The sequence below is a fragment of the Mycoplasma tracheobuteonis genome (assembly GCF_054456995.1).
This window is the reverse complement of sequence record NZ_JBTKTG010000001.1, coordinates 134223-159647: the sequence shown is the minus strand read 5'-3', so window position 1 is coordinate 159647 and position 25425 is coordinate 134223. Positions and strand designations below refer to the sequence as shown.

Sequence of the window (25425 nt, the reverse complement as noted above, 5' to 3'; positions counted from 1 at the left end):
TTTAGGCGAGTATGGCGCTTATTAGACTTGGAGATATGGAAAATTTGTTCCATTTGCTTCTGTTTTTTTTTTTTTTTGTAAATTAGTTATAGGAGGTTGTTGCAAAAGCAATATTTATATGAATCAAATATCAATTAAAGAATGAATTAAAGGAATGGATGAATCTAATGTACTAATTCCTCACATCCAAAGACGTTTTGTTTGAAATAAAAGAGATATTGAAATATTTATGGATTCACTTTTAAATAATTATCCTTGTCCTCCAGTACTTTCTTGAAATATAACTGCGAAAGAATATGCTTCAAAAGTATCTGGTGGCGATATTAGTAAATGTGATTTATTTAAGTTTAATAGAGATTTTATAGAAAATAGCCCAGTTTCTAAAAGCAAGCCAACTAACTTAGCTTCAAAAGATAAAGATCAAAAATTAGACATAATTTTTGACGGACAGCAAAGACTAACATCGATTTATATAGCTTTTACAGGTGAACTTACAAAGAAAAAATTAACAGTTAAAAATAAGAATTCAGAAACTTCATATGCCTTATATTTATCTCTAGACAAAAGAAACGATAAAGATAATATCCAATTTCATTTTATCGACTCAGAACTAGATAAAAAACAAGATTATTTTAAAGTTTCTGATATGCAAGACATTACTGCATACTGCGAAAGTGAAAATGAATCTTTAGAAAAAATTAATAAATATATTTTAGAAAATAACATTGATGATGAAGGCAAAGAAAGAATAATAAAACTCTACGATGTTTTTACATCTAAAAACATCATTCACAAAATGAATATCAGCACAGATAAGGAATTTAACGATGTTATAGATATTTTTATTAGACTAAATAACGGAGGAACACCATTGGATTCTTGAGAATTAATTTACTCAAGATTGATTGCAAATTGAGAAGGTGGAAAAGAAAAAATAGATAAGCTTAGTGAAGACTTCACTAGAGAAGCTCAAACTGGAAATAAATTTGATAGAGGATTTATTATCAGCAGCTGTATTTATTTAGTTGCTGACGATACGATAATAAGGGCCGACAAAATTATTGAATCCAAGGAATTAACAGCTAAAATAGTTCATCGCATAAGAAATGATTGAAAAAATATTGTTCAAGCTTTTGAAGTAGCTGCTAATCTACTACATATGTTTTACAAACACATTAAAATACCTTCTTTTTATCCATTATTGCCAATAATGTATTATGTATACAAGTTTAATAAGAACTATTATGATTATTTTAAAGATATAGCTGATGGAAGAGAATTTAGAGATAACGCCCGAGACTTTTTATTTATTTCCTTTGTTAAAAATGCCTTCAGTAATGGTCCATATACAATTCTAGCTCAAGCAAAAAATGAAATCGATATGTGATTTATTAATAAGAATAATGATAAGAAATTCACAGTAGAGAAATTCTATAATAGTGATTTTATTAAGATTAGAGGAACTGAGAGATTTTGTTTAACAGAAGAAAATATCAACAATATATTGGATAAGTTATCTAAAAACAATATGACTCTAATTGTTTTAGCAAATCTAAAAGAATATCAAAATGTAGTAGGAAAAGAAACTATATCATTGCATCAAGACCATATCTTTGCACAAGCATTATTTTCAAAATGACATTTTGAAAAAGTCTATAGTCAATGACAAGAAGTGAATGATAGAGAAAGAGAAATAATAACTAAGAAACAAGAAGAATGAACTATTCTTAAGGATAAACTTCCTAATTTACAGTTACTTACACAAAATGAAAATCAAAGTAAAAAAGATAAGACAATTGAACAATGATTATCCGAAAGCAACGAAAATAAAGTCAAATATTCAGAAGTTCATAAGGTTGAAAATAACGAAAGAATAGTTGATAAATGAGAAGAGTGAAATGTAAAAAATTTTGAAGATTTTTACAACAATAGAAGACAAAATATTTTTAACGAATTAAAAGATAGATTTTCATTTGGAAATTATATTCAAAATAAAACAAACAACTAAGGAGAATTGTTATGGAAAAACAACACAAAGACTATGAAATTTTCGATAATAAACTATATATTTTTTTAGAAGAAATTGGCCCAGAAGATATAGCTAGTTGAAAAATAGATGAAAGCAAAATTACTGAATTACATTCTACAACCTTAAAAGTAATCTTAAGCAAAGCATTTATTGCTTTCGATAATCTTGAAAATATTGATTTGCCTAATGTAGTTGAGATAGGTCAAAAAGCATTTTCAAGAATAAAGGCATTAAAAAAAATTAATCTCCCTAATATATATAAGTAGGAAAACGCTGGTCCCAGTCGCTCAATTGACTGGGCTTTTTATTTAAAAGCTCAAAGAAAAAGAAAACCTTATATGAATACAAACGGAGAACATTATGGCAACAATAAACAAAAACCTAATAGCAACAGCTAACGACAAACTTATCTACATCAAAACAAGAATCGGAGATGTTTTATTTTATAACTACACAGACAGAGAAGCTGATGAAAGTGAAATCCTAAAAGAATTTAATAAAAACCTTAAAGAATTTGACTGAAATATTGTGGAAGGATTTAATGAACTAGGAATCTCATTAGAAACAAAAGAAAGCACAATGAAAACAATAAGCAAAGCCTTAAGCATTGTAAACGACTACTTATTAAGTTTGAACTGAGACAAGCAAGGCGAAACACAAAAACAAATGGAAATCCTAGAAAATCAAACAAACGATGATGAATTTAACGCTTGAGTAGTGTTGACAGTTAATTACATTAGAGCTGTGTACGACTTATACTACCAAGACGAAAAATTTCAAAACTTTATAAAAGAAGCAACCCGTTAAGGGAAGCTTTCTACTTAGAATTTTCGAGCATTTTCGTTTTGATATTTCTACAAATAACTTCGTTATCGATGTTGTTCGTTCTTCATCCAATGAAGCAGAAAAAATCACAAAGGAAGTTGCAAATTAATTCAATCTCTTGAATAGTGTAATTATTAAAATCTTTAGAAAAGTAGAAAAATATAACATTGCCGACTTGATAATAGGAAGTAAAAGACTGAGTAAAAAAATAGCTGGAAGACACTTCTAAACCACGGGGAGAATTAAATACCAGTCTTATTTTCTTGCTCATATCATTACGAAGAAGCCGAAGCTGTTGTGTTCTTCTTGTCTTGCGAGAGTGGCAACGGATACAAAGAGTTCTCAAATTTTTCTCATTAAGGAAATAACTCAAGTCGTTGCCGTGTTCAATGATGTGGTCTACTTGTAGCCTAAAAGTAGTCTGGCAAATAGAACAAAAAGGATGGGCTGTCAAGTGCTTTTCTCTTAGCTCATTCCACTCTTTAGACATATAAGGGAATTTTCAATTTATCATAGTGAAATTATAAAACAATAGGAGCAAAATATGAAACCAACACCGTTACCAATTGAAACGAAGCTGTGAGAGTTTACACAACAACTCAAGGAACTAACAGCTTGTGCCGTGCTTTATCATTCTTATAAAACAATAGTCAACGACCCCGACTTTAAAAAGCTCAGCAAAGAAATAAATTCAACAACTAAAACAACTTTGGAAGCATATGAAAAGAAGCAAATAAAAGAATATGAAAAGTTGCTAGGAAAAGTTTTAGAGCTTTATATAGAAAACAAGGGGAACCGTTTAGCTGTTATTTCAAAATTAGAAATAGCTGGAAGAACTTGAAAATTATTCTGCAGTAATTTTCTCAAGAATGAAGACAATAAAAAAGAGTGATATAACGTCGGTACTCATTACATAAATGAAATTATTAAATACCTACAAAAGGAGAAAATAAATGAATAAAAACGACCGTACTCTATTCAATATAGTTCCACACATTAGAAATATCGTAGCCGTTCGTTTAATGGTTGATGGCGTTGAAGTTTTTGCTGATTATATTCAGCTGGAAGAAAGTGGTTTTGCTAAAGAAAAGAGATGAAACAAAATCCTTAAAAGTTTAACAAATAGACAGTTAAGAGACTCTTTTAACATCATTATAAAACTCTTCCAAAGTTGTAAAAATAAGGAGAATGATAAGAGTAACGAAGACATCGTTAAAAGGCTCAAGGCAGTGTGATCCTTATTTTGTTATAAGACTTTTAAAGAGAAAGAAATAAGAAGTCAATGAATGGAGAAAGGCTGAGAAGTGATAGAAGAACACGCAGAAACGGTAAAAATGTAATGAAATGAAGAATCCAAGCAATTAGCAAAAAACTCAAGCACTGAATCCAACTCAAGGTCTGTAAGATAAGACACGGGGCTTGCCTAAGCTGTGTAGAATGATATGTAGACTGCGACAGCATACTCAAGGAACAAAATAAGAAAATAAGAGAATTAAAAAAGTTATTAAGAAAGGGGAAGAATGAAGTGTGAAATTAAGCACCTATTTCTACAAAATTTTAAAGGAGTGGAATTCTATAATTCTACCGATATCAGCACAATAAAACTGCCAACCCCATTAATTAAGGGTGGCAATGGAATAGGAAAAACAACCGTGCTGGATGCTGTGTGTTTTATGCTGACTGGTAGAGACTTACTAGGGAGAAAACTAAACCCCCAAAACGTTAACAATACAAAAACACCAGTGGCAGAACTAACAATTCAAATTGACAGCAAGCCTTACATATTGAGTTATAAAAATAAAAATTATTTTATTAATGATGCTGAAATTCCAGCCCGTAAATATTTTGACACTATTTCAGCACTGTTGAAAATATCACAGAAATACCTTCTCGCATTAATTTCCCCAGCATATTTTTACAACTTAAGCCCCAAAGAAAAACGGGAAGTGTTTATGCAAGTGTTCGCAGAACGGTACGGGAATGATTTCGAAAATTCTCTGACTGAATTTCTAGAACTTAAAAAATTCCAATGATTAAGAAGAGTGGAGTTCGATATTGCTCAAGTGCTTACAAATATCAGATCAGATATTAAAAAAATCCAGCAGAGTTTAATAATTAGTGGAGTACCAAAACAATTAGCTGAAGAGCTTGAGTATTTCGCAACTCATCCAGAACACCAATGGGGACCTTATGTTGCTAGCTATGGGCCTTATATTAAAGAGTGTGGGGAAGAAATAGCCAAGGAAAGAGAAGAGAAAAATATAAGGCTGGAAGAATTAGACAGAGACTTAATAGCATACCAGCTGGTGTCATATAAGTGAGCTGAATACATAAATAAGCATCTACAGCAAGAAGACAAGGTTTTTGAAGTGAGTTTTATAAATGAAGAAAAGGGAAAAGAAGAACTTACACTGAAATATAAAAATATTAATGTTTTAGAACTCAATACAGCAAGCCGTTTAGAAATAGGAATCCAGCTCAGTCTTTTATTCAGCAAGATCGTTAATTTTAAGGGCTTTATTTTGCTAGATGATGCTGAACACATAGATGGCAAAAACCTTAAGGAATGAAGTACAAAATACAGACAGCAGATACTTATAACAAAGGTGGAATCATAATGAAATTTGTAAGCTATGGAAGCAACTCAAGTGGGAACTGTTACATCGTTCATCATAACGGCGTTAATCTAGGATTCGACATAGGAAAGAATCCCTTCAACGGCTCAAGAAATCTGATGGCGTGAAAATTTCTCAAGTATTTATTTATATCACACGAACACGAAGACCACACAAAGTACCTAATTACATTTTTAAAAAACAATTACAACGGGAAAATCTTTATTAATAGGAAGTGCTACAACTTGCTGAAAATAAAAGACAAAACGGGCTGAATAAGAAGCCACGTGTGAAGGTTCATCTTTTTAGATGATGGAGAAAACTGAAGCGACGAAACAATAAAAGTGACTGCATTTAAAGTTAGACACAATTCCCAAGCAAATAACGGTTATATTATTCACTTCAGAAAGTCTGGGGAATATAAAAAAATAGGGTTCTTTACTGACTGTGGCTCATTACCATACACGACTCTTAATTTAGACATTTTTAATAATTGCGATCTTCTAATGATGGAGCTTAATCATACTGCAAAAAAATTGCCAAACAGTATAAAGGAAGAAATTCAGTATAGTGACTGGGGACACTTTTCACACGAACAAGCCGTGGAATTTCTTAAAAAAGTAAAAAGAAAAATAAACCCACAGTGTAATATTTACCTATTACACGCATCCTTAACGAATTACAATATGGAAAAAGAAGACAACAAAATAACACAAGCATTTCCAGAATTTAACATTCAAAGAGTACAACCACTAGGGATTCACCTTTATAACTGTGATAACAGAGAAAAACCTAGAGAACAAGATTAAAAGAATATTAAAAAATAACGGTATAAACTACTTTAAATTATTCAGCAACGGAATACAAGGGGCAGGTCTTGCTGACTTGTGAGTCTTTAATCATTTCACGGCGTATGCTATGGAAATAAAGAGAAACTTCAAAAGAAATCAGCCGACAAAACTACAAGTCGCCAAGGCGAGAGAATTTAGTAATAATGTTATTTATATTTTTATAGATGAAGAAAATTATAAAGAAATACTGCCACTAATCATTAAAAACGATGCTGAAAAAGTTAAAGAAATCTCACAGCATCAGCTGGAAGAATGGAGCAAATAATGAAATACAAGTACCCAGAGAATTTTGTGTATGGATTATGGACACTGTGAAATATCGATGATAATCCAGAAGACAGCGACAATTTTGAGCTTTATGGAGAGTATAAAACCATAAGACAATTAGAAGAAGCGATGTCAAAATATATTGTGGATTATTTATTTAATTTTCCAGATAATTTAAGAATTAAGGAGAACACTTTACAGTTAGACACAGACTGCCTAAATTTTAGAGATTTTACCTATGAAGATATTAAGAACCAATTCTCTATTCAAAAAATTTATATTTTAGAAAATGGAGAGAAAAAGACACAGTATGAATTAGAGCTGGAGCAAGATAAAGAAGCACACCCAGAACAGTGAGAAAATGAAAATGACTAAAACTTTATATGATTACCAAAAGAACGGTGTAATTCAAGCACTAGAAAATAAACGGTTTCTTCTTGCTTTAGATATGGGACTGGGAAAAACATTCACGGCACTTTATTATTTACATATTTTGAAAAATAAACTGAATGAGCAAACACCTACACTCATTATTGTAGACAGTAAGAAAGTGGATGATTGATACACCGAGTCTTTATTCTTTAAGTTTAACAATATTGCAACGGTAAAAAGTTCCAAAGATTTCGAGCAAGTTAAAAACCTAGAGAATTATATTTTTATAATCAGCTACAGAGTTTTAACAAATCTACTCAAGGAAAAAAAGCTGGACCTTACTCAGCCACATAATTTAATAGTGGATGAAGCTCAAGCCCTTAAAAATGTAAAGTCACTCATCAGTAAGCAAATGCTTAAATATGATCCTTATTATAATCGTGTTTTATTGCTCAGTGGAGACCCACTCTCAAACGGTTACGAGAACTTGTTCGTGCTGATGAAGCTTCTACACTTGTTCGAGCCTAAAATGAAATATGACGACTTTTTAGAACAGTACACCAAACATTACACATTAGCAAAAAAACTAGGCTGGGGATATACTTCACAAATTAAAATCGTGACTGGTTACAAGAATGAAGACAAGCTTATTGAATTACTTCACCAGCGAAGCTATTTCCTTAAGTCTGAAGACGCTATTCAATTACCAAAGAGACAGCAAGAAGTTGTAGTGGTAGAAACTTGTTCAGAGTATTATCAACTCAACAAGGAGAGAGTGTTCGATTTTAATCAGCCCACACAATATTTAGCCGATAACAGCATCAGTCTTCTACACGGATTAAGACAATTAGCCAGTGGAGTAATTCAGACAAAAACGGGACAATTTAAATTAGTCAGCTGAAACAAACTGAAAGCACTTGCTGAAATCATTAAAACAACAAACGAAAATATAACTGTGTTTTATAATTATCGCTCCGAACTTGCCTACATTGAGTCTGTATTGAATGAGCTAGAAATCCCCGTTTTTAAAATTAATGGGGAAGAGAATGAATTACAAGAAGCTAGACAACACCAAGGCAGATGTGTGGTGCTTATCCAGTTCCAAAGTGGAGCAAGGGGAATTGATGGTCTTCAAGACATCAGCAAATTACAAGTCTATTTTTCACCACCATTAAGTGGAGAATTATTTAAGCAAAGTATTAAGAGAATACACAGAATAGGACAAAAAGAAGACTGTAAATATATTTTTATAGTAGCAGGCAACAGCATTGAGAACGATATATATACAACCTTAAAAAAGTCAGAAAATTACACACTGAAAATTTTCGAACAGAATTATTTCAATAAAGGAGACTAGATGGAACTTATTTATAAGTACGCAGTAATAGAAGACAAAGACAGTGGGGAGCATTATCTTGTTAAGATAAACGAGCCAGAGCTAATTTACTCACCAAACAGAGTGGCAGAACTTTATAAAATCAACGGGAACAATTTAGAGAACTTGCTAATCCAGAATGCTAAAAGGCTATGTAACTTTACAACATTTAGCTCAACAGCACCACAACTAGGAACAATAGAAAAAAAACTCAACACAAAAGGAGACAAATAAAATGGCTATAAATTTTAGCACAGACTGAGAAAAGAGAGTTTTAGAACTCAACTCAAAAGAACAAAACAAAATACCAGCTGGAACTTATCACGGAGAAGTTAAGGATGCTGGACTTATCACAAAGGAACAAGATGGAAGCAGATACCAAGCCGTGGAGCTAGTGGTACAACTTACCAACCCAACTGAATACAGTAATAAAACTGTTAAAAAACTTTATATTCTTGATAATGCTTACAAATACAGCTGAAGAGTAGAAAGAGACCAAAAGGAATTAGATCTCTTCTTTATTGAGCTAGGTAAATGCTACAAGGATGAATTAGAACTTATTACTGTACTTTTTGAGCTTAAAAAGCAACAAACACCAGTCGCTGTAGAAATCAGCGAAAAGAACACAAACGGGAAGACTTATTATAATGTAAAAATTAATAGTCTAAAAAGCCCCCAAAGTTCAACAGCATTAAAACAAGCAAACGAACTCAAGAACTTAAGAACAGAAAGAAAAAACGAAATTAATACAGAAAATTACGATAGTCTTTTCGACTTAGTTTAATGAGTAACGAAAAATTTACCAACTGAGAAGAAGTTAAGCAAACAAACGACCACGAGAGAACTTCCAACATACTTGAGAACTTTACACAGTGACAAAGAAAACACGAGACTGATAACGGAGCAATGAATAAAGCTGCCAAAGTCAAAATGGATGAATTTTATACACCATACGAAATTATAGACGAAGAGTTTAAGTACTGACTTGAGCTAGATCCTGACTTTTTCAAAGGTAAGACAGTAATAATGCCGAGTGATAGAGTAGAACGGGAACTGATGGGAGAAATATCAGAACGAACTTCTTCACAGTTTTGAAACTACTTCCACTTAAATTTTAGCCATCTAGGACTGAAGAAAATCGCGGCAACTTATTTAAAGAATGAAGCGGAAGAAACAGCCTATATGTATGAATACAGTGGCGGGGATGATGCTAATATTTTTGATTATGTAAAAACACCACTACAAAGCAATGGGGACTTTTTTAGCCCAGAAATAATTGAGCTAATGAAGACACACGACTTAACCATCACGAACCCACCGTTTTCTTTATGGAGCAAGTGGTACCCAGTACTCAAGGAAAATAGGATCGACTTTATAGTTATCGGGAACAAATTGTCAGTAGGATATAAATCAATTCTGCCAGACTTTTTAGCAAAGAGTTACAACATATGCTATTCACATCCTAAGTATTTCCTTAAATATCCAGAAGCCAGTGGAATAAGTGAAGAGAGTGCTAGAGTTAAGTTAAGTGGGATGACTTGTTTTATTACAAACCTACCTATTAATTTTGAGATGAGAGAAGAAATAGAGAAGAAGAAGAAGAATAACGGCCCAGTGTATTTCGATAACACGAACATTATCAACATTGATAAATTAGAAGAATTAAAAACTGATTACGCAAATTATGAAGGACTTCTAGGAGTTCCAGTGACTTTTCTGTTTTGATATGATAAGGACAAAAGCCAGTATGAAGTTATAAGCATACTGGACAAAAACCTTAATTATATAAATGGAAGACAGAAATTTAACAGAATCCTAATCAGAAAAAAATGTTCTCAAGTTGAAGAAGAAAAACGACAAGGATAATAGCAGAAATGATACTAGAACAAGAAAAACAAAGCGAAGAAATAAAAGAATTAAAGAAGCAAATAAGAATGTTAAAACAAGCAATGCGAAATAAATAAAGGGGAAGAAATGAAGACAAGAATAAAAGCCTTAAAAAACTACATAGAGCAACCAAATAACATAAGGTTAAGGGAAAGCATTACCCAACGAATAGACACACGAAAAACAGCCCACAAATTAATTCTGGAGATGATGAAGAAAGCTGGGGGAACTCTTAAGGGAGTTGTCTACATCATGAATGAAGAAAAAATTCAAGGTGTTAAATTTATAGAAGTAAGAATCCCGATAATTAAGGATGCTAGCATCATTTTAATAGAAAGAAAAAAAGAAGAATTTTATTATGATGTATGAATCGCGACAGACAGACAATTTATTCCAGTGCTTGATGCTAACTTTTCAACATCCAGAGAAATAACAAAAGTAGGACAGTGTAGAGGCTGACTAAAAAGAATGTGGACTTATGTTTTCATCGCTAACTCATACCAGATGACAACGACACACGTTCGGGGATTTTTAAGGCTAATCTAATGAATACATTAGAACTAAAACAAAAGCTGGACTCTTTACCGTGTGAAGTGTGAGTGTATGATATTGAAGTCTTCAAACAGTATTGATGTATTACTTTTTTAAATTTAAAAACGAGAGAACTCATTACCGTTGAGAATGATTACAATACCCTTAAACAGTTGATGCGTTTTAAAATTAAAGGAATTCTTGGTGGTTTTAACTCAGTAAGATATGATGACTGAATCCTTAAGGCACTACTTCAAAATGCTAATCCGTTCAATTTATCTCAGTGAATAATCAGAGACAAGAAAGCACCGTGAGAATATAAAGGAATACCACTCAAACCACTTCCAGTTGCTACTTTTGATGTTGCTGACTTAATTTCCCCAACCCGTATAAGTTTAAAGAAGTACGAAGCATTTCTGGGGATATCAATTGAAGAAAGTGACGTGCCTTTTGATTATCCAGACAAACTTACACCACAGCAAGCAGAAGCAGTCAGAAAATATAACGTTTATGATGTTAAGGCAACTGCTTATTTACTTGCTAAATTTATTGACCAGCTAGTCATTAAAATGAATCTTATTACCGATTATAATTTACCTACAAACACACTGAGCAAAACAAACAGTCAAATAACGGCGATAATTTTCCAAGCTGATAAAAATAAGCTCCCACACTATGCTTATTATAAATATAAAGCACCAGAAAACATAAAGGAGCTGTATAAGAAGCTAGCACCCCAATATTATTGAATTATTCAAAAGTTCGAATCAGTAACCTACAAAACTCAATATGCCAGCGACTATGTTAAGGAACAAATTGAGTTCGATCTTCCTTTTCAAGATATGAAGCTAAAATTCGCCAGTGGGGGATTACACGGAGCAGTAGAGAATTATATCAGTAGCAAGGAAGAAAATATAGTCACGATAGATATCACGAGTAATTACGGAGCCCTTATAGCAAAATACAATTATGGTAGCAGAGCCACAAAACAAATGAGCAAACAAATGCAGGATCTATTCAACCAGAGAGTCAAAATTAAGCACATCGACAAAATAAAGTCAGCATACCTTAAGGACTTAATTGTTAGACCGTTCGGGGCTATGGATTACAAATTTAATCCACTCTGGGACCCACAACAAAGACAGAGCATATGTATAACGGGACAGCTGATTATTTTCCTACTCACTGTTATGTTGAGTCCTTATGTTTATTTTTTACAAGTCAATACCGATGGAATATATTTCCGTTTAGATGATGAAAAAAATATGGACAAAATTAAGGAACTTACTCAGCTGTGGGAAGCAGAAACCAAAATGGGGCTGGAGTGAGATTTTAATAAGAGAATTATCCAAAAGGATGTTAATAATTACATTCTAATAAATAACAAAGATAAAATCAAAGCCAAGGGAGCTCAAGTCAAATACTGAGACAAGCAGTTCGACAATTTAGAATACAATACCGTTCGGGGGAATGTTAATAATAACCTTACTATTATCGACAAGTGTGTGGTTAATTATTTTGTTTATAATATTCCAGTAATTGAAACACTCAAGGCAGAAAAAGAGCTAATAAGGTTCCAGTTCGTTTTTACCATAAACGGTAATTTTACAGATACATTTTACGGAGAGCAATTACTTAAACCACGGAAAGTGTGAAGAATTTTCTACACTAAAAACGGATTCCCGATATTTAAAGCCTACAAAATAAACGGACAATGAAAGAAAGACAAAGTCCCACAAAGTAGCGAACGGAACACGATAATCACCACCGATATTAGAAAGCTCACACCCGAAAGCATTGACCTAGATTATTCATATTATGAAGCCATCGCACTTAACAGAATAAATCTGTACAAATATGGGACAGGAAGCAAAGAGACACTTACAACAGCTTACAGTGGAGATGCGTTCGAATGTTTTCTCTGTGGAGCTAGTTTAATGAATGAAACGGTGGTGCGTTACGTGTATGATAATGAAGTCTGTATGGAATGCTATATAAAACAATAAGGAGAAAATTATGGAGCAAACACAGATGCGAGACAAAATTCTCAAATTTTATAATAAAAGTAATTTTTTAGTACTCAACGAGAACAAGGTACCGAAAGCAAGCATCAAAAGCAAAAGCAACTGGCAAACATTCAGCAACTGTGCGAGCGAGAGTAATCTGGGGATTATCCTAGAAGACGACTGAATCGTTATCGATGTAGATAACAAGGATGATCCGTTATCATCTGAGAAGCTAATTCAGCTAATTGAAAAAGAACGGTGAGTAGTTAACATAATGAAGACAGAACGGGGACACCACTTTTGATTCAAAGCCCCAAAGGATTTCAAGAACGCCGTGGATGTTATGTTACCGTTAGGGATAAGGGCTGACATCAAGACTGTAAATAATTCTTATGTAGTTATTAAAAAAGGTGGAGCATTCAGAAACTGAATAAAATTCTATGGGGAAAACGTAGACAAGTTGCCAATTGAGTTGACCCCGATGAATAAAGACAATTCTTACACAAATATACCCTGCCCAACAAATTTACAGCAAGGTGGCAGAAGGGACAATTTATTCCAAAGGATTCCTTATTTAGTTCGTGAAGGATTACCAAAGGAAACAATTAAGAGAATAGCTCAGCTAATTAATTCATACTTTTTTGCCGTTCCCTTAAGTGATGGGGAAGTGCTAGGATGTTTTTCAAATTTTGACGAGTTTTTCCACCAAAAAGAACAAGAGTGAACAGATGAAAATGGGAAGTTCTCACTTCATAAATTTATTGCCTTTTGTATTAAAGAATTTAGAATTACCCGTTACGCATCTCAAGTCTATTTTTATGATGATAATAAAAACATTTATATAAGAGATGAAGCAAAGCTCCAAGGGAAACTGTATGAATTAATGCCACAGCTGTCCGTTGCTAAATTAAACGAGATCCTTAATAACTTCAGAATTAATTCAGCAGTTCCAGACAGAGAACCAGAGAAAAATATAATAGCCTTACAAGACTGTTTGTTCGATGTTGAAAGGTATGAAGCTAAACCGTTCAGCCCCGTTTATTTTGTTATTAATAAAATCAATGTATGGTACTCAAATAACAGAAGCAATTCAGAAGAAATTAATAAATTTATTAATGAAGTATGTAACGGGGATGCTCAGCTTATTAAAGTTATTTACGAGTTCATAGGCTATTGTTTGACGTTCGATCTTAAATTCCAGAAATCCTTACTCATTTACGGTCCAAGTGCGTCAAACGGTAAAAGTACATTCTTGGAAGTGTTGCAATATTTCTTTAGTGGAGAGAATATTTCGAACCTATCGCTTGAAGATTACGAGAGACGGTTCAAAACAGCTCAGCTATTAGACAAGATGCTCAATATCGGGGGAGATATTTCTACAAATCACATCCAAGAGCCAGCAGAGTTTAAGAAAGCTGTAACGGGAGACCCTATGTCAACCGAGTTCAAGGGGAAAGACATCTTCTCATTTAAAAACAGAGCTAAAAACATTTTTGCAACGAACAAACTACCAACCACAAGCGACAAGTCAGACGGATTCTTTAGACGGTTCATTATTGCCAATTTTGATAATGATTTCCGTGGAGAAAAAAGAGACATCAACATTTTAGACAGATTACTCACCAAAGAAAATATGACAGCACTGTTTTATTTAGCACTGGAAGGTCTACAAAGATTAAGAAAGCAAAAACACTTCACAGAGTGCGAAGCATCAGAAAGCACCTTAAAAGAGTATTCAGAAAGTAATAACAGTGTTATTTTATTCTTTAAGCAGTCACCAGAGTTTAGAGACGAAGACTTCCTTAACGGGGAAATAGTAATCAACAAAAGTGTGCTGAACTTGTATGAGCAGTATAAAACATTCTGCGAGAGTTCTAACAATAAGAAAGTCACACTGAATAATTTCAAGGCTGAAGTGTTACAAATTTATAACCATCTAAATTTACAAGTAGTCAAGGTACCAGAGAACGGACTCTACCAGCTTAAGTTTTTAGAATCTAATTAGCACACCAGTTACGGTGTGTTTTTCTTACTGATTTCCTTATATTACTAAACAGTAATATATTAGATTAAAATAAAAGTAAAAAGATTTTTACAATTTAAAGAAATAAAAAAGTAGCTTTTTAGCTACATATACTTGTCGTACTCTTCTTGATTTTTTCTCTTGCTTACATTTAAATAGGTATAGGTGGTATTTATGTTACTGTGTCCCATTTGCATTTGTACTGTTTTTGGATTTGCTCCACTCAGTAGCATATGAGTAGCAAACGAACGTCTTAAAGTGTGGAGTCCTATTTTCTTTCTAAAAATTTTTTTAAGTTGGTGGCGTAAGGCTTCATATTTGAGAAGTGGGTTATTAGGCTTGAGCATCTCTTTTCTAATCATCAGCCAGACTTCTCTCTTATATAGGATCTCTCTTGTTTTTCTTCCTTTTCCTTTAACATATAAATTTGTGCCGTTTTCTGTAATGCTGTTGACTTCACCAGCCCTTATTCCAGTTTGAAACATAAACAAAAACAGATGCTTATAAAAACGGGTGGTATCATCATCGTAACTTGATTCCTTAAGGCTATTCTCTATTTGTTCTTTAGTGAGTACAGTTCTATAAATTTGCCCTTCTGATTCTAATTTAATAAGAGAGATTTCTTCTACATAATTGTATTTTTTTATATGCTTAAAATATAAAGACAGTACAACCTTGTGTACCTTTTTGGTCTGTGGTTTCATTTTTATGTTTATCAGTCTTTTTTTCACTTCATCTATAGTGCTACAGTCTTTATAATTTTCTAGAATATATTTATATAATAATACAGTTTTACCAGTTAAATTCTTTTTTTGACTATACTTAATAAATTCATTTATTTTGTTAAACATAACCATCTCCCATTCATATTATATAACATATAAAAAAATATAAAAATAAAATTTATATAAAAAAGCCCGTTAAGGGCTTACAGCTATACAGCTATATTTGATTGATTACACTCTTGAGTTCTTTTGTTTCTGTATCTATTCCCACGGCTTGTAATAGCTGAGTAATTTTGTGCCGTTTTATTTTACTGCTGTCGTTTAAGCTCTCAAGGATGTCTCTAATTTCAAACATCGTGTTAGCATCCACTCTGTGGTTGAGCTTGATAAGGGTAGTGGCTAACAAGTTGATGAGCTTATCTATTTTGCTTTCGTTCTTTATATATGTCTTCAGCATTTCTTGTTTTTTCTCCTTTATTTCTTCCTTTGATAAGGTAAGGTCTTCTTTCTTGAAGAGTTCTTCTTTCATCTTCTTTTTGTATTTTCTTAATGTTAAAGTCTGAGAGACTTTCAATGTAAAACCTCAAGCGAAGAAAATTCAAACTCCCACTGCACTTACTAATTGCGAAATGTTGGCTGAATTTCAATTGTTAGACTGGAACATCCCCAGCAATATTTCAAACGTTGAACCATCCTTGAATGGAATGAGCAACATAAGCAACGTAAATAATAAGAAGATAGAAAAGACAAAAATCCCCACCAATGTTTTCTTTGTTTTACTTGATAACGGTTTTTTATTTAAGTGAAAAAAGTCCAGTGGATTATTCTTCATTGTCTTGAGCTCCTTTTTGTTCTTCTTCTTGTATTGCTTCATTTAATAAGGCAAGTGCTTTCCTTTTGCTTTTTCTTTCTTTTACTTCTATGAGTTCGAAAATGTTAAGAAGTTGAGTGAACTCTTCTTCTGGGATCATATTTTCACGGTATGCTGTGTGGATGTTGTACTTAATTAAGCCGATGCTTACATAACTTAACGAACTTGTAATCATTAAACAAATAGCGAAAAGAAGTGTCATCGTTGCTATGAAGAATCCGAATCCTAGTGCGTTCTGCTGTTCTGTTTCCGTGTAAAATGTTGTCCCATATATTTCTTTTATTTTTGATATAACTTCTGGGGCTAATTTATTGTCCTGAGCTAATTTGTTAAACTCTTCCCACCGTGGGTCTACTATTGGTTCTTGTTTATAAATGTAAAAAGCTTTAGCGAACTCGTTATATCCATCGTGGGCTATGCTTGCTATGATAAGGCAAAAACTTAAAATAGAAATAAGAATCGCACTTATATAAATAACTCTCTGTTTAGTTTTTGACAGTGTCTGTAATCACTTCAGCATTATTTACCACCTTGAGTTGTTTCAGCTGGTGCTGGTGTTGCTGTTTCAGCTGGTGTGTTTTTGTTTTTTCCTTTTGTTCAGTCTTTTGTTTTGTCGATGATTGTCTTGAATGGGTTCTTTTTAGCTTTAGAACAAGACACTACAGTTACAGCTGGAATTAATGCTGTAGAAATTAATACTGAACCTAGTAAAAGTGTTTTAATTGTCTTCATCATTGCCTCCTTTCTTGTTGTCTGTTTTTGTTGTTATTCACTTGTCGTAAAGTCTTTGCTCTCTTCTCGTGAGCCTTGCGTTCATTTCTATTTTTTCCTTTATGAGTTTAAGCTGTTCAACCGTTTTAAGTGTTCTGGCATTTCTGTTAAACGCTCATCTTCACAGAATAGGAAGCCCCTTGAGTAAGAATGTAGAACACTCTATAAGCAACTCAATACACATCGCCAGAATAAATGAAGCTCTGGCAGCTCGCCCTAGAATGCTCCACTGTGTAAAATCGCTGATGGCTTTAAATTGCTCCAGTTGTTCTTGAGTTGCTATGTTCGGTATCTTGCTAACAATTTGCCCATCTGAAGCTGGTAAAAAATACAAGATGACGAATGCTATAAATAGTATCATTTTGCTCCTTTCTATTTTGGCGTAAATAATGAAGTAGCCACAATTTCTTTAATAGCGTTATGTGGATTAGTTCCCCACGTTCCGTTAAATAATGAGTGAGCCCCCATAAACTTAACATAGATATCTCTTCAACCTTTTGCCGAACTTGTATTGTATGGGCGAACTTCAAAATATCAAACTCAAGCTGCGTCGTGGTCATTTCCAGTTACATCAAAACTGAATTTTTTAAGACCATCAGTCGGGATGATGGTGACGCATTTCTCTTCTCCGTTTTTGAATTTTATCGTTATCGTTATAGCATTAACGGTATCCCCATCGTTATCAGTTAAATAATAGAGATTTACTTCACTCTTATAATTAGGACAGTCCTTGCTTTTTGTTATTGTCTTTTTTGGTTTAAGGCTTTGGGTGACTTCTTGGAGCCTTGATATATTGCTCTGTAATGTTTCAACCTTTTGCCGATAGTTTTGCTGATTGCTTTCAAGGCTCTCTATAGCGTCGACAGTGCTATTTAAAACGGTTTTTAGCTCGTTTATATCTTCTGCCCTAATTATCTCTTCTGGGTTTAATCCAGTCGCCTTTACGGTGTTCCTTTTATTGCTGAATTTTACTTTTTCCATTTTGCTCCTTATATATTTAGACTGTAGATTATGTCCTTAAGAATTACTTCTTTATTACTTTCGATCTTAATTTCATCACTTCATTGAGAGAATTTTCTAAACTGATTACCATCCCCTATTTTGAAATTTTTAAAGAAATAAGTAGAAGTCTGTGAAGTTGTATCAGCTAACAGCATCGGCACACGAACTCAGACAGCATTGTTTTTTATTGTCTTTTCGCATTGAGCTAAATTGATTGAGTAAGCTGGAACCTTTAGAATTTTCTCCCCATTTTCTTGTTTCCATATTTCAAAACTTAAGATGTTAGATTTTAATTTTGTAAGATTGTCTGAATTTGAAAAGATAGAAGCAAGAAGAATGCTGGAATCCATATCTGGCACCATTGTATCTGTATCAGCATTATAATAAGCGAAATTGACTTCTATTGTAGCTGTGAATGTTATGTTTTCTTGCCGTGTTTTAATTATTTTATTATTAAACTTTGAGAGCCTTGCTACTCCATCGTTACCGATTAAACACCACTGCTTGTCTATGCTGTTGTTGCTGATGTAATTAAGAGTGTTCTCGTTAAGATAAGCATAGGCTGTTATTTTGTTCTCTATTTGTCTAACATCTTCAATAGGTAACGAAATGAGCTTATTAGCACTCTCAAAACGGGCTGGCTCAATAGCATCAGCAAGGAATTGGTAGTTGTTATTCCTATAGGTATATAAGAATGGGCTCTGGATGATGCTGAACGGTTTAGTGTTGTAAAGAGTTGTATACACTTTTGAACCATCCCAGACTATATGAAGAGAATTTTCTTCTCAAAACGCAAGACTTACATCACTCAATTTTCTGTTTTCTGATATAAGACTGCCGTTTGTTTTGTCGCTAATTTTTATTCACTTATTTGACTGAGTACGATCCCCGCTTTTTGTAAATAAGTCAATTCCGTATTCTCTGTTTTCAATGTCTGTGCCGTTGTTTTTAATGATTACAAAAGACTCCTTATTTTGGTAGGAAATTTTTAGAATTTTCTCGATTTCTTCTCCATCATAAATATAATAGCCATCTTCTGCTACATCTAGCTGTTTAATTTCTTGTCCCCGTTCGGTTTCTGAATTGTCTTGAGATAAGTCGAACGAAAATAGGTTATAAAAGTAATCTAGATTAGTAGAATAATAAAGCCATTTGTCTTCTATTTTTATCGGTTCGAATTTTCTATTATCGGCGATGTTATCATCATTATAACACTGCTCTGCGATGAAGTTGAGCTGGAATGCTCTTGAGCTATCTTCTTTAATGAGTAAGGCGAACGGTTTCTTTTCTATAAATTTGTATTTGTTTATTTGTGTAGTGTGTGCTGGGATATCGATTCCGAAATTGTTGAATCTGAATACACAGTGCGACTTATTTGTTGTGTTGTATCCACTGTCTACGGTTGAGTAAGGAAGAGTGAGTTCTAGGAACTTAACTCCAGCTAAATATATCTCCATTATATGCCTATTATTTTCTCCAGCATTTTTTCTGATTTTGTACTCTGTCTTAAACTTGTCTGACTGCTTTAAGGTTGTGAGATTTATAACAGTTTGCTCTATTGCTAAATAATTTTCTTCTGTAAGCATTTCTGGAAGATATTTCTCCAGCTTGCTGATTTCTATAAATTTCTCCAGTCAGATTGTTTTAAATTCTTCTGGTGTGTATGATATAGAGAATTCTAATGTGTGAACATCTCAATTTTCATTCACGATCGTTCTTTTGTTCAGCTTAACATTATGCTCTTTATTTAGAATGAACTCCCCGTTATCTAGCTCAGGGTTTAAGAAGTCAATGTTGAACCTGAATGCGATTTTTTTATTGTTTTCTGTTCTTGTGTTATAGCTCAAGAATAAATGGGCGAACAATTTTCTTCACTCTGGACGGTTTGTATAGTCGTGTGGCTCGGGTGTAAACACCCCCAGTTTTCTATCGCTTTTTGGCTGGAATTTATTGCTTAAAACATAACCTAGGATCGGTCTTTTTTCCATTGCTTCCAGTCCGTAATTTCCTTTTCATCTCTCTTCTCAGTCTCGTTGTCTTTGTAACAATTCACTGTCTGTTGTGTTTCAGTTTGCTCCACTTGCTTGGTATCTTCTTACAGCATTATATTGTCCCGATTCTCCATTGACTTCAAAAAGGTGTCTGAACTCGCTTTGTTGCTCTTCATTTGAATTTGGTAGCATCATAAGACGGGTGTATTCTAGGTCTCTGTTTTCATCATAATAATTACATAAAGAAATGCCAGTAGCATCTGAATAAACAGCATAGATATTAGGGCTGTCTGCTTTAGGTTCTAAAGTTACTCAACCACCACGGATGATTTGAACTGTATTGGATAAAATATCCACCTTAATTCTTCCATATCATACACGGCCGTTTTTTGTGTAGAATGTAAAGTCGTAAGTGTCTGTTTCTTGTTCGCTTTCCATAAAGTCAAGATATTTAACATCTGAAATCCGTGGGGGTAATGCTCTACCATCTGAACCGTTTTCTATTTCTTTCTTTAATTCTGAAATGATTAAGGATAAATTTTCCAGCTCAGCTTTAGAATTTTCTAATACACTTTTGACAGATTTAATTCACTCTATGTTATTTCTTCATACTTTTTGTCCGTTATCTGGGTCGGTGATATAATCCCCACGGAAATTTGAAGACTTCTCGTTCTTATCATATTGAGCCTTCAAAATGTTGTAAGCTTTTTGTCTTGTCTCTTGTTCTTTTATTCTGTTCTCGTACTCTTCTCTTAAGCTCTTCTGCTTGCTCATTGTCTCTTTACTGAATGTGAGTTCTCACAGATTAAATTTAAACAAGTGCCGTACGGTTTTAAATTCTGGATTGTCTATGAAGTCGTTTAACTTGTAAAAATATCCATCACGGTCGAGAATGAGTAAATAATTCAATTTTGAGAGCTTTACTTTTCAAGGTATCGGCAACGGTTCGGGGTCTTTATTATCTCCATACACTAAAACATTTCTAATTGTTGCTGGTGTGTTTTCTCCGTTTCTTATTTCAAAATTATTATATGAGAGTAATAGGTGCGAGAATTTCTTTTCAGCATTTTTTAAAACTCTCCACTGGATTAAAACATTGTGGCTGTGAATGTATTTATTAAAAACGATGCTGTCTTCATCTGCGTATGAGTTAAATAATTCCCTTAACTCTGTCTGTTCCTTGAGTTCTGAAATAATTCCACGGGTTATTAAGTTGCTCAACTGTGACTGGGGTGTCATATTAAGTAAAAAATTTATTACAATATTCTGCCCTTTTTCTTTTAACTTGCTAGACTTTTCAAACATCATAGATTTATATAAGTCTTTGTACTCAGTCGTGTAATATTGTAAAAAGCTTGGAAAAGTATCAGCAAAATAAGGAAAACGGAAAAATATTTGTTTTTGTTCTTCTAGCTGATGAAATAAGCTCTGGTCTTTTGTTAGTATGCTATTAGCTCGCTTCGGTAATGATGTACCTTCTGAAAACATAAAGCTGAATAGTTTAGAGACTCACTCTTCTGAATTTTCAGACTGTGGCTGATTTTTAAAATCTTCGTAACTTGTGGCTGGTATTTTTTTCATTACTTCCCTTTCTTAATGCTATAATTAAAATATGAATAATAAAGACTTAACTCCTAAAGCAATTGAAATAAATAAGAAGTTCTCTGACTTGAAGAGAAGTAGAAAACAACTCAAGAAAATAAAATGAATAATAGCTGGAACCTTATCTATTACAGCCATCTTTGTTGTGTTGTGGATTCTTGTTTTAATTCCTAGCACTTTCTCGGCAAAACTTAAGGTGTATCAGTACGAACACTTCCCCACTTTTCAGTATGCTGTTTACGATGATGTAACACCGTTATTTGTTTATAATAAGCATTATTTATTTTATGCTGGAACACTTGGGGCTGTTGCTTTCTATTCTATTGCTCTCGTTTTAGTATGCTGTCCGTTTTATTTATTTGCTTATTTTTATCTTTACAGAATTGTGTATTTTAGACAACTCAAAATAGTAAAGAATGCTCAAGAGAAATACACACAAACCGTTAACCACTAAAGGTGGTTTTTTATATCCTTATTATTTGAATTTTTCCACTTTGTTTTTCTAGCTCCTTAACTTTTTCCATATTCAAGTGGTAGAGATTTCCGTACGGTAAAAGCTGTGGAAGTTTGTAAGATATTGAAGCTAGTTGAGCCGTTTTCTGTGATGTCTCTTTTTTGCTGATTTGTAAAAAATTAAAAAGATTTTTAACGTCTTGGTACTTGCTTTGAATTTTGTCTTTTCTTTTGACTGGATTATCACGGAAGGCTTGATTATCGTAATAATTCAGAATGGTATCAGCATCAAGAGAAGAAGACAGTAGGTAATTAATTTTTAAGGTGTCGCTTGCTCCGTTATATTCTCCCGTAAATGAGTGGGCAATATATTTACCATCTAAATTACTGTCTCCATAATGTAAGAAGATAGCATCCCCGATGTTAAGGAATGGAACCTCACAGTGTAGGCTGATATTTACAATCATCTTTGATTTTATTTCCAGCTCGTGTTTAGCGAACTTGTATAAGTCGTCAATACTTGAAAAGTCGTTATATTTATCATATGAATAAACATCTCCACGGAATTGTGTCAGTTCGTTTATTCTTCTTATTTCTTTAGTGTTCTCAATTGTAACGGCTGTCTTTCTTTTTGTGTAATAGCTGTATGTTATTACCTTGTTCTCTGCTGTGAACTCTGGGTGTTTAGTCAGCTCGTTATTTCCTTGAGTAAAATAAAAATGATAATTATAGCCTTCTGAAGCTTTATCCTTTGAGATGATTATAAGTGGCTGGGGTTCTTTGTCTTCTGTTGCTGTATCTATATAAAAGTTATAAGACTGGTCTTCATCTCAGTAAGCTACATCGTTCTTTAGACTGATGCTGGTCGTGTTCTTGTTTAGCACTTTAGTTTCCCGAACGGGTTTGTTGCTGATTATATTCTCGCTCTCGAACCTTATCCTATTTATATATTTGTCTGTATTAGTATCTAAAGAGAGTTCTGTAATTTTTAAGCTTGCTCAATTTTGTGGGGTAATCTCAACGGATTGCTGTTGTAAAAAATCGTTCTCGCTTTTGTAATTAATTAGCACATTCCCGTTTTTGTCTGTTGTGAAATATAGGAAACTCTTCGTTTGAGTTGCTATGATTTCTTTCAGAATGCTGTAGGCATTTTTGTTAACAGTGTCATAGGCTATTATATTCTCGTTATTTGTAAAATTTACACTACCTATTTTAATTTTTGGCTCATCTAGTGCTTCTATGAATGAAGTAAGTGCCTTTGCTGGCTTCATGTTTAAGAATTGAATATCTGCTGGGGTCTTCTTGCTTAATCATTCCCGTATGTCGGTTATTTCAATGCTGAAGTCTTTAACCTTATCGGGTTTGAGTGATAGTCTCCCCAGTGATGTAATTATGCCCGTGAAGAATACCAGTCCGTTACTTGATAAAGTGGCGATAGAATGAAGTGGGATCTTATTTAGTACATTGGAATACTCAAGATGTTTCCCGTTTAGTTGAGAACGGTGGATTACATTGTTGATGTTTACTTTTGAGTAGTTAAATGCGTGATAGTCGAATTTTATATTATCGTTAAAAATTCAATTAGAATCCCCGTTTATGGTAAGCACTAAATTACGGCTGAAAGCTTTTATATTCATCTAGTTTCCACTTCCATAATTTGTTTGAACTTTTCTATTATTTCCATTTGCTCTGCTGACTTCATTAATACTTCCATAACGGTCTTGCACTATTTTAATATTTAAATTTCCACCATCTTGGTTGCCTTGAGTTGGTGCCTTATCTATTTCCATATTATTGAGTGCCGATGTAGCAATTGCTGCACCACCTATTAAGGCACTAATTGATGCCAGTGCCGATGCCCCCATAAGTAACGCTGCTGGCGCACTTCATACACTCCCGATTGCGATTGCTTTAGAAATACCGATTCCGATGTTTCCCAGTATCATTGCCGTTTTGTATGCTGTAAAAGCTCAAATCGCCGTTTTAAGGGCTGGGGTTATTCCCCCTAGAGCATTAATAACAGCATTAATAGTAGCCAGAAATGCTTGCCCTAGTGCTTTCTGAACATCTTCCCCAGCCTTTTTCATTTTTATCATATTAGCTATGGCTGGTGGCATCGCGTTTGCTTGCTGATTATATAAACGGTTACCGTTCTTAAGAAGATAATTCAGCCTTTCTTGAGCTGATGCGTTAGTCAGTGTCTGTTTTGTATTCTTATCTAAATAGATTCCTATAGTTTGTAACGATGTTGCTTTTCCCGTGGTAATGAACTGAGTAAAAGAATCATTTGCCATATCAGCTGAATACCCTAGCTTTTCAAAATTGTTCGTGATTTCAAACAATCTGTTACTTATATCCTTACCGAATCCAGCTTCATTCAGTGCTGCTATTTGTCGCATTTTTGCCATATATTCTTGAATGCTTTTGTCGGCTCCTATAAATAAATAGCTCCCTAGTTTGGCTGCCATAAACATATTTTTGAGATTATTAATTGAACGGGTGAATTTCTTCTGCATCCGTTTCAGTGTTTTGTCTATGCTTTTAACATCTAGCCCGATGCTAAGTTCTACTCTTCCTACACTCATTTGTTACTCCTTTGCTAATTGGCTTGCTCAGATGCTTAGAATTTCAGTATTTGCTTCTTTTTGTTCCAGTGTGAATTTTCTCTTAAGCTCAAGAATTTTGTCATCGTGGATATCTAATTCACTCATACTTCTTAGCTGAATTATTTTAGACAGTGAAGCGTCTTCTGGTAATGAGTTAAGATAGCACATAAATATTTTAAAATTCAGAGAGAGAATTTCGGCTGGTTGTAATTGGTAAAATCTTCTGAAATCAGCAACAATGAAATCTATATCGACTGAGAAGTCAATGAGCTTGGGGACTTTTTTTCATCAGTATCCCCATCCACTTTAGGGAATGTATTCTCTTCTCAAAATTGGAAAACATTCAGAAAAATAATCTCTTGCTGTTTCGGGTTGAGCAGTGTGTGTTTCACTAATGATATGAAGTCTCTATACTGTTCTGGATATTTGAAAAAGATTTTTAAAAACTCCTCGCCTTTGCCTATAAAGTCTTCTGGGTTTGTTACATCCTTGTTTTCCTTGAGAAATTTCTCCAGTCTTGCTACACTTAAAAAACTTGTATCAAGTGCGAACTTTTGTCTTCTGAACTCAATATAGTGATCTTCCCCTAGTTTTATAATGTCGTCTATTTTTAAGATGCTCAT

At 33.5% G+C, this 25425-nt stretch carries 30 protein-coding genes; 18 read left to right on the top strand and 12 right to left on the bottom strand.

Going from position 1 to position 25425, the window contains the following annotated elements; genetic code table 4:
- Positions 1-118: 118 nt before the first annotated feature.
- From ACX1M8_RS00695 to ACX1M8_RS00685, 3 genes are all read left to right on the top strand, one after another.
- Positions 119-2008, top strand: coding sequence for a DUF262 domain-containing protein (locus ACX1M8_RS00695; RefSeq protein ID WP_458836589.1), 1890 nt, complete (start codon positions 119-121; stop codon positions 2006-2008).
- An 11-nt stretch (positions 2009-2019) separates the two neighbouring features.
- Complete coding sequence (locus ACX1M8_RS00690; RefSeq protein WP_458836588.1) at positions 2020-2295, top strand: leucine-rich repeat protein; 276 nt, start codon at positions 2020-2022, stop codon at positions 2293-2295.
- A gap of 94 nt (positions 2296-2389) precedes the next feature.
- Positions 2390-2836 (top strand): hypothetical protein, encoded by a 447-nt coding sequence (locus ACX1M8_RS00685; protein ID WP_458836587.1) that lies wholly within the window; start codon positions 2390-2392, stop codon positions 2834-2836.
- 10 nt (positions 2837-2846) lie between these two features.
- Here the strand turns inward: ACX1M8_RS00685 and ACX1M8_RS00680 are convergent, their stop codons facing one another.
- Entirely contained in the window at positions 2847-3344 is a 498-nt protein-coding gene (locus ACX1M8_RS00680; RefSeq protein ID WP_458836586.1) for an HNH endonuclease, read from the bottom strand.
- A gap of 54 nt (positions 3345-3398) precedes the next feature.
- On the opposite strand from ACX1M8_RS00680, the gene ACX1M8_RS00675 reads away from it, so the two are divergent.
- The 14 genes from ACX1M8_RS00675 (at position 3399) to ACX1M8_RS00610 (ending at position 14763) form a co-directional block, all read left to right on the top strand.
- Positions 3399-3815, top strand: a complete 417-nt coding sequence (locus tag ACX1M8_RS00675; protein WP_458836585.1) for a hypothetical protein — start codon at positions 3399-3401, stop codon at positions 3813-3815.
- Positions 3808-4194, top strand: coding sequence for a hypothetical protein (locus ACX1M8_RS00670; protein ID WP_458836584.1), 387 nt, complete (start codon positions 3808-3810; stop codon positions 4192-4194). Before ACX1M8_RS00675 ends, ACX1M8_RS00670 begins: the two co-directional genes overlap by 8 nt.
- On the top strand, positions 4194-4391 hold the full coding sequence (locus ACX1M8_RS00665; RefSeq protein ID WP_458836583.1) for a hypothetical protein: 198 nt from the start codon (positions 4194-4196) through the stop codon (positions 4389-4391). Before ACX1M8_RS00670 ends, ACX1M8_RS00665 begins: the two co-directional genes overlap by 1 nt.
- A gap of 136 nt (positions 4392-4527) precedes the next feature.
- The gene (locus ACX1M8_RS00660) at positions 4528-5472 is read left to right on the top strand and encodes a hypothetical protein (protein ID WP_458836582.1); all 945 of its coding nucleotides are present in this window, start codon (positions 4528-4530) and stop codon (positions 5470-5472) included.
- Positions 5472-6278: an MBL fold metallo-hydrolase gene (locus tag ACX1M8_RS00655; RefSeq protein WP_458835226.1), complete on the top strand. Its 807-nt coding sequence runs from the start codon at positions 5472-5474 to the stop codon at positions 6276-6278. Before ACX1M8_RS00660 ends, ACX1M8_RS00655 begins: the two co-directional genes overlap by 1 nt.
- Positions 6244-6585, top strand: coding sequence for a hypothetical protein (locus ACX1M8_RS00650; RefSeq protein ID WP_458797948.1), 342 nt, complete (start codon positions 6244-6246; stop codon positions 6583-6585). Before ACX1M8_RS00655 ends, ACX1M8_RS00650 begins: the two co-directional genes overlap by 35 nt.
- A complete protein-coding gene (locus tag ACX1M8_RS00645) occupies positions 6585-6962 on the top strand; it encodes a hypothetical protein (protein ID WP_458836581.1) in 378 nt (125 codons plus the stop codon). Before ACX1M8_RS00650 ends, ACX1M8_RS00645 begins: the two co-directional genes overlap by 1 nt.
- Complete coding sequence (locus ACX1M8_RS00640; RefSeq protein ID WP_458836580.1) at positions 6949-8316, top strand: SNF2-related protein; 1368 nt, start codon at positions 6949-6951, stop codon at positions 8314-8316. Before ACX1M8_RS00645 ends, ACX1M8_RS00640 begins: the two co-directional genes overlap by 14 nt.
- Positions 8317-8568 (top strand): hypothetical protein, encoded by a 252-nt coding sequence (locus ACX1M8_RS00635; protein WP_458797954.1) that lies wholly within the window; start codon positions 8317-8319, stop codon positions 8566-8568.
- A gap of 1 nt (position 8569) precedes the next feature.
- Positions 8570-9118, top strand: a complete 549-nt coding sequence (locus ACX1M8_RS00630) for a DUF669 domain-containing protein (RefSeq protein ID WP_458836579.1) — start codon at positions 8570-8572, stop codon at positions 9116-9118.
- Entirely contained in the window at positions 9118-10200 is a 1083-nt protein-coding gene (locus tag ACX1M8_RS00625) for an adenine-specific methyltransferase EcoRI family protein (protein ID WP_458836578.1), read from the top strand. The genes ACX1M8_RS00630 and ACX1M8_RS00625 overlap by 1 nt, the downstream gene beginning before the upstream one ends.
- A gap of 108 nt (positions 10201-10308) precedes the next feature.
- Positions 10309-10767: a hypothetical protein gene (locus ACX1M8_RS00620; protein WP_458836577.1), complete on the top strand. Its 459-nt coding sequence runs from the start codon at positions 10309-10311 to the stop codon at positions 10765-10767.
- Positions 10767-12758: a hypothetical protein gene (locus tag ACX1M8_RS00615; RefSeq protein WP_458836576.1), complete on the top strand. Its 1992-nt coding sequence runs from the start codon at positions 10767-10769 to the stop codon at positions 12756-12758. Before ACX1M8_RS00620 ends, ACX1M8_RS00615 begins: the two co-directional genes overlap by 1 nt.
- A 10-nt stretch (positions 12759-12768) precedes the next feature.
- On the top strand, positions 12769-14763 hold the full coding sequence (locus tag ACX1M8_RS00610; RefSeq protein ID WP_458836575.1) for a phage/plasmid primase, P4 family: 1995 nt from the start codon (positions 12769-12771) through the stop codon (positions 14761-14763).
- Between the two features lie 122 nt (positions 14764-14885).
- On the opposite strand, the gene ACX1M8_RS00605 is transcribed toward ACX1M8_RS00610, so the two are convergent.
- From ACX1M8_RS00605 to ACX1M8_RS00575, 7 genes are all read right to left on the bottom strand, one after another.
- Positions 14886-15632: a tyrosine-type recombinase/integrase gene (locus ACX1M8_RS00605; RefSeq protein WP_458836574.1), complete on the bottom strand. Its 747-nt coding sequence runs from the start codon at positions 15630-15632 to the stop codon at positions 14886-14888.
- Between the two features lie 91 nt (positions 15633-15723).
- The gene (locus tag ACX1M8_RS00600) at positions 15724-16338 is read right to left on the bottom strand and encodes a hypothetical protein (protein ID WP_458835217.1); all 615 of its coding nucleotides are present in this window, start codon (positions 16336-16338) and stop codon (positions 15724-15726) included.
- Positions 16328-16897, bottom strand: coding sequence for a hypothetical protein (locus ACX1M8_RS00595; protein ID WP_458797970.1), 570 nt, complete (start codon positions 16895-16897; stop codon positions 16328-16330). The genes ACX1M8_RS00600 and ACX1M8_RS00595 overlap by 11 nt, the downstream gene beginning before the upstream one ends.
- Positions 16897-17109: a hypothetical protein gene (locus ACX1M8_RS00590; protein WP_458797972.1), complete on the bottom strand. Its 213-nt coding sequence runs from the start codon at positions 17107-17109 to the stop codon at positions 16897-16899. The genes ACX1M8_RS00595 and ACX1M8_RS00590 overlap by 1 nt, the downstream gene beginning before the upstream one ends.
- Positions 17096-17482: a hypothetical protein gene (locus tag ACX1M8_RS00585; RefSeq protein ID WP_458836573.1), complete on the bottom strand. Its 387-nt coding sequence runs from the start codon at positions 17480-17482 to the stop codon at positions 17096-17098. Before ACX1M8_RS00585 ends, ACX1M8_RS00590 begins: the two co-directional genes overlap by 14 nt.
- A 38-nt stretch (positions 17483-17520) precedes the next feature.
- Positions 17521-18129, bottom strand: a complete 609-nt coding sequence (locus ACX1M8_RS00580) for a hypothetical protein (RefSeq protein ID WP_458836572.1) — start codon at positions 18127-18129, stop codon at positions 17521-17523.
- An 8-nt stretch (positions 18130-18137) separates the two neighbouring features.
- Positions 18138-21722 (bottom strand): hypothetical protein, encoded by a 3585-nt coding sequence (locus ACX1M8_RS00575; protein ID WP_458836571.1) that lies wholly within the window; start codon positions 21720-21722, stop codon positions 18138-18140.
- A 31-nt stretch (positions 21723-21753) separates the two neighbouring features.
- Between ACX1M8_RS00575 and ACX1M8_RS00570 the strand changes: the two genes are divergently transcribed.
- The gene (locus ACX1M8_RS00570; RefSeq protein WP_458797978.1) at positions 21754-22197 is read left to right on the top strand and encodes a hypothetical protein; all 444 of its coding nucleotides are present in this window, start codon (positions 21754-21756) and stop codon (positions 22195-22197) included.
- A 10-nt stretch (positions 22198-22207) separates the two neighbouring features.
- Here the strand turns inward: ACX1M8_RS00570 and ACX1M8_RS00565 are convergent, their stop codons facing one another.
- The 4 genes from ACX1M8_RS00565 to ACX1M8_RS00550 form a co-directional block, all read right to left on the bottom strand.
- Positions 22208-23833: a hypothetical protein gene (locus tag ACX1M8_RS00565; RefSeq protein ID WP_458836570.1), complete on the bottom strand. Its 1626-nt coding sequence runs from the start codon at positions 23831-23833 to the stop codon at positions 22208-22210.
- A complete protein-coding gene (locus tag ACX1M8_RS00560; protein ID WP_458836569.1) occupies positions 23834-24670 on the bottom strand; it encodes a hypothetical protein in 837 nt (278 codons plus the stop codon).
- 114 nt (positions 24671-24784) lie between these two features.
- The gene (locus ACX1M8_RS00555) at positions 24785-25042 is read right to left on the bottom strand and encodes a Gp15 family bacteriophage protein (RefSeq protein ID WP_458835239.1); all 258 of its coding nucleotides are present in this window, start codon (positions 25040-25042) and stop codon (positions 24785-24787) included.
- Between the two features lie 5 nt (positions 25043-25047).
- The gene (locus ACX1M8_RS00550) at positions 25048-25425 is read right to left on the bottom strand and encodes a hypothetical protein (RefSeq protein WP_458836568.1); all 378 of its coding nucleotides are present in this window, start codon (positions 25423-25425) and stop codon (positions 25048-25050) included.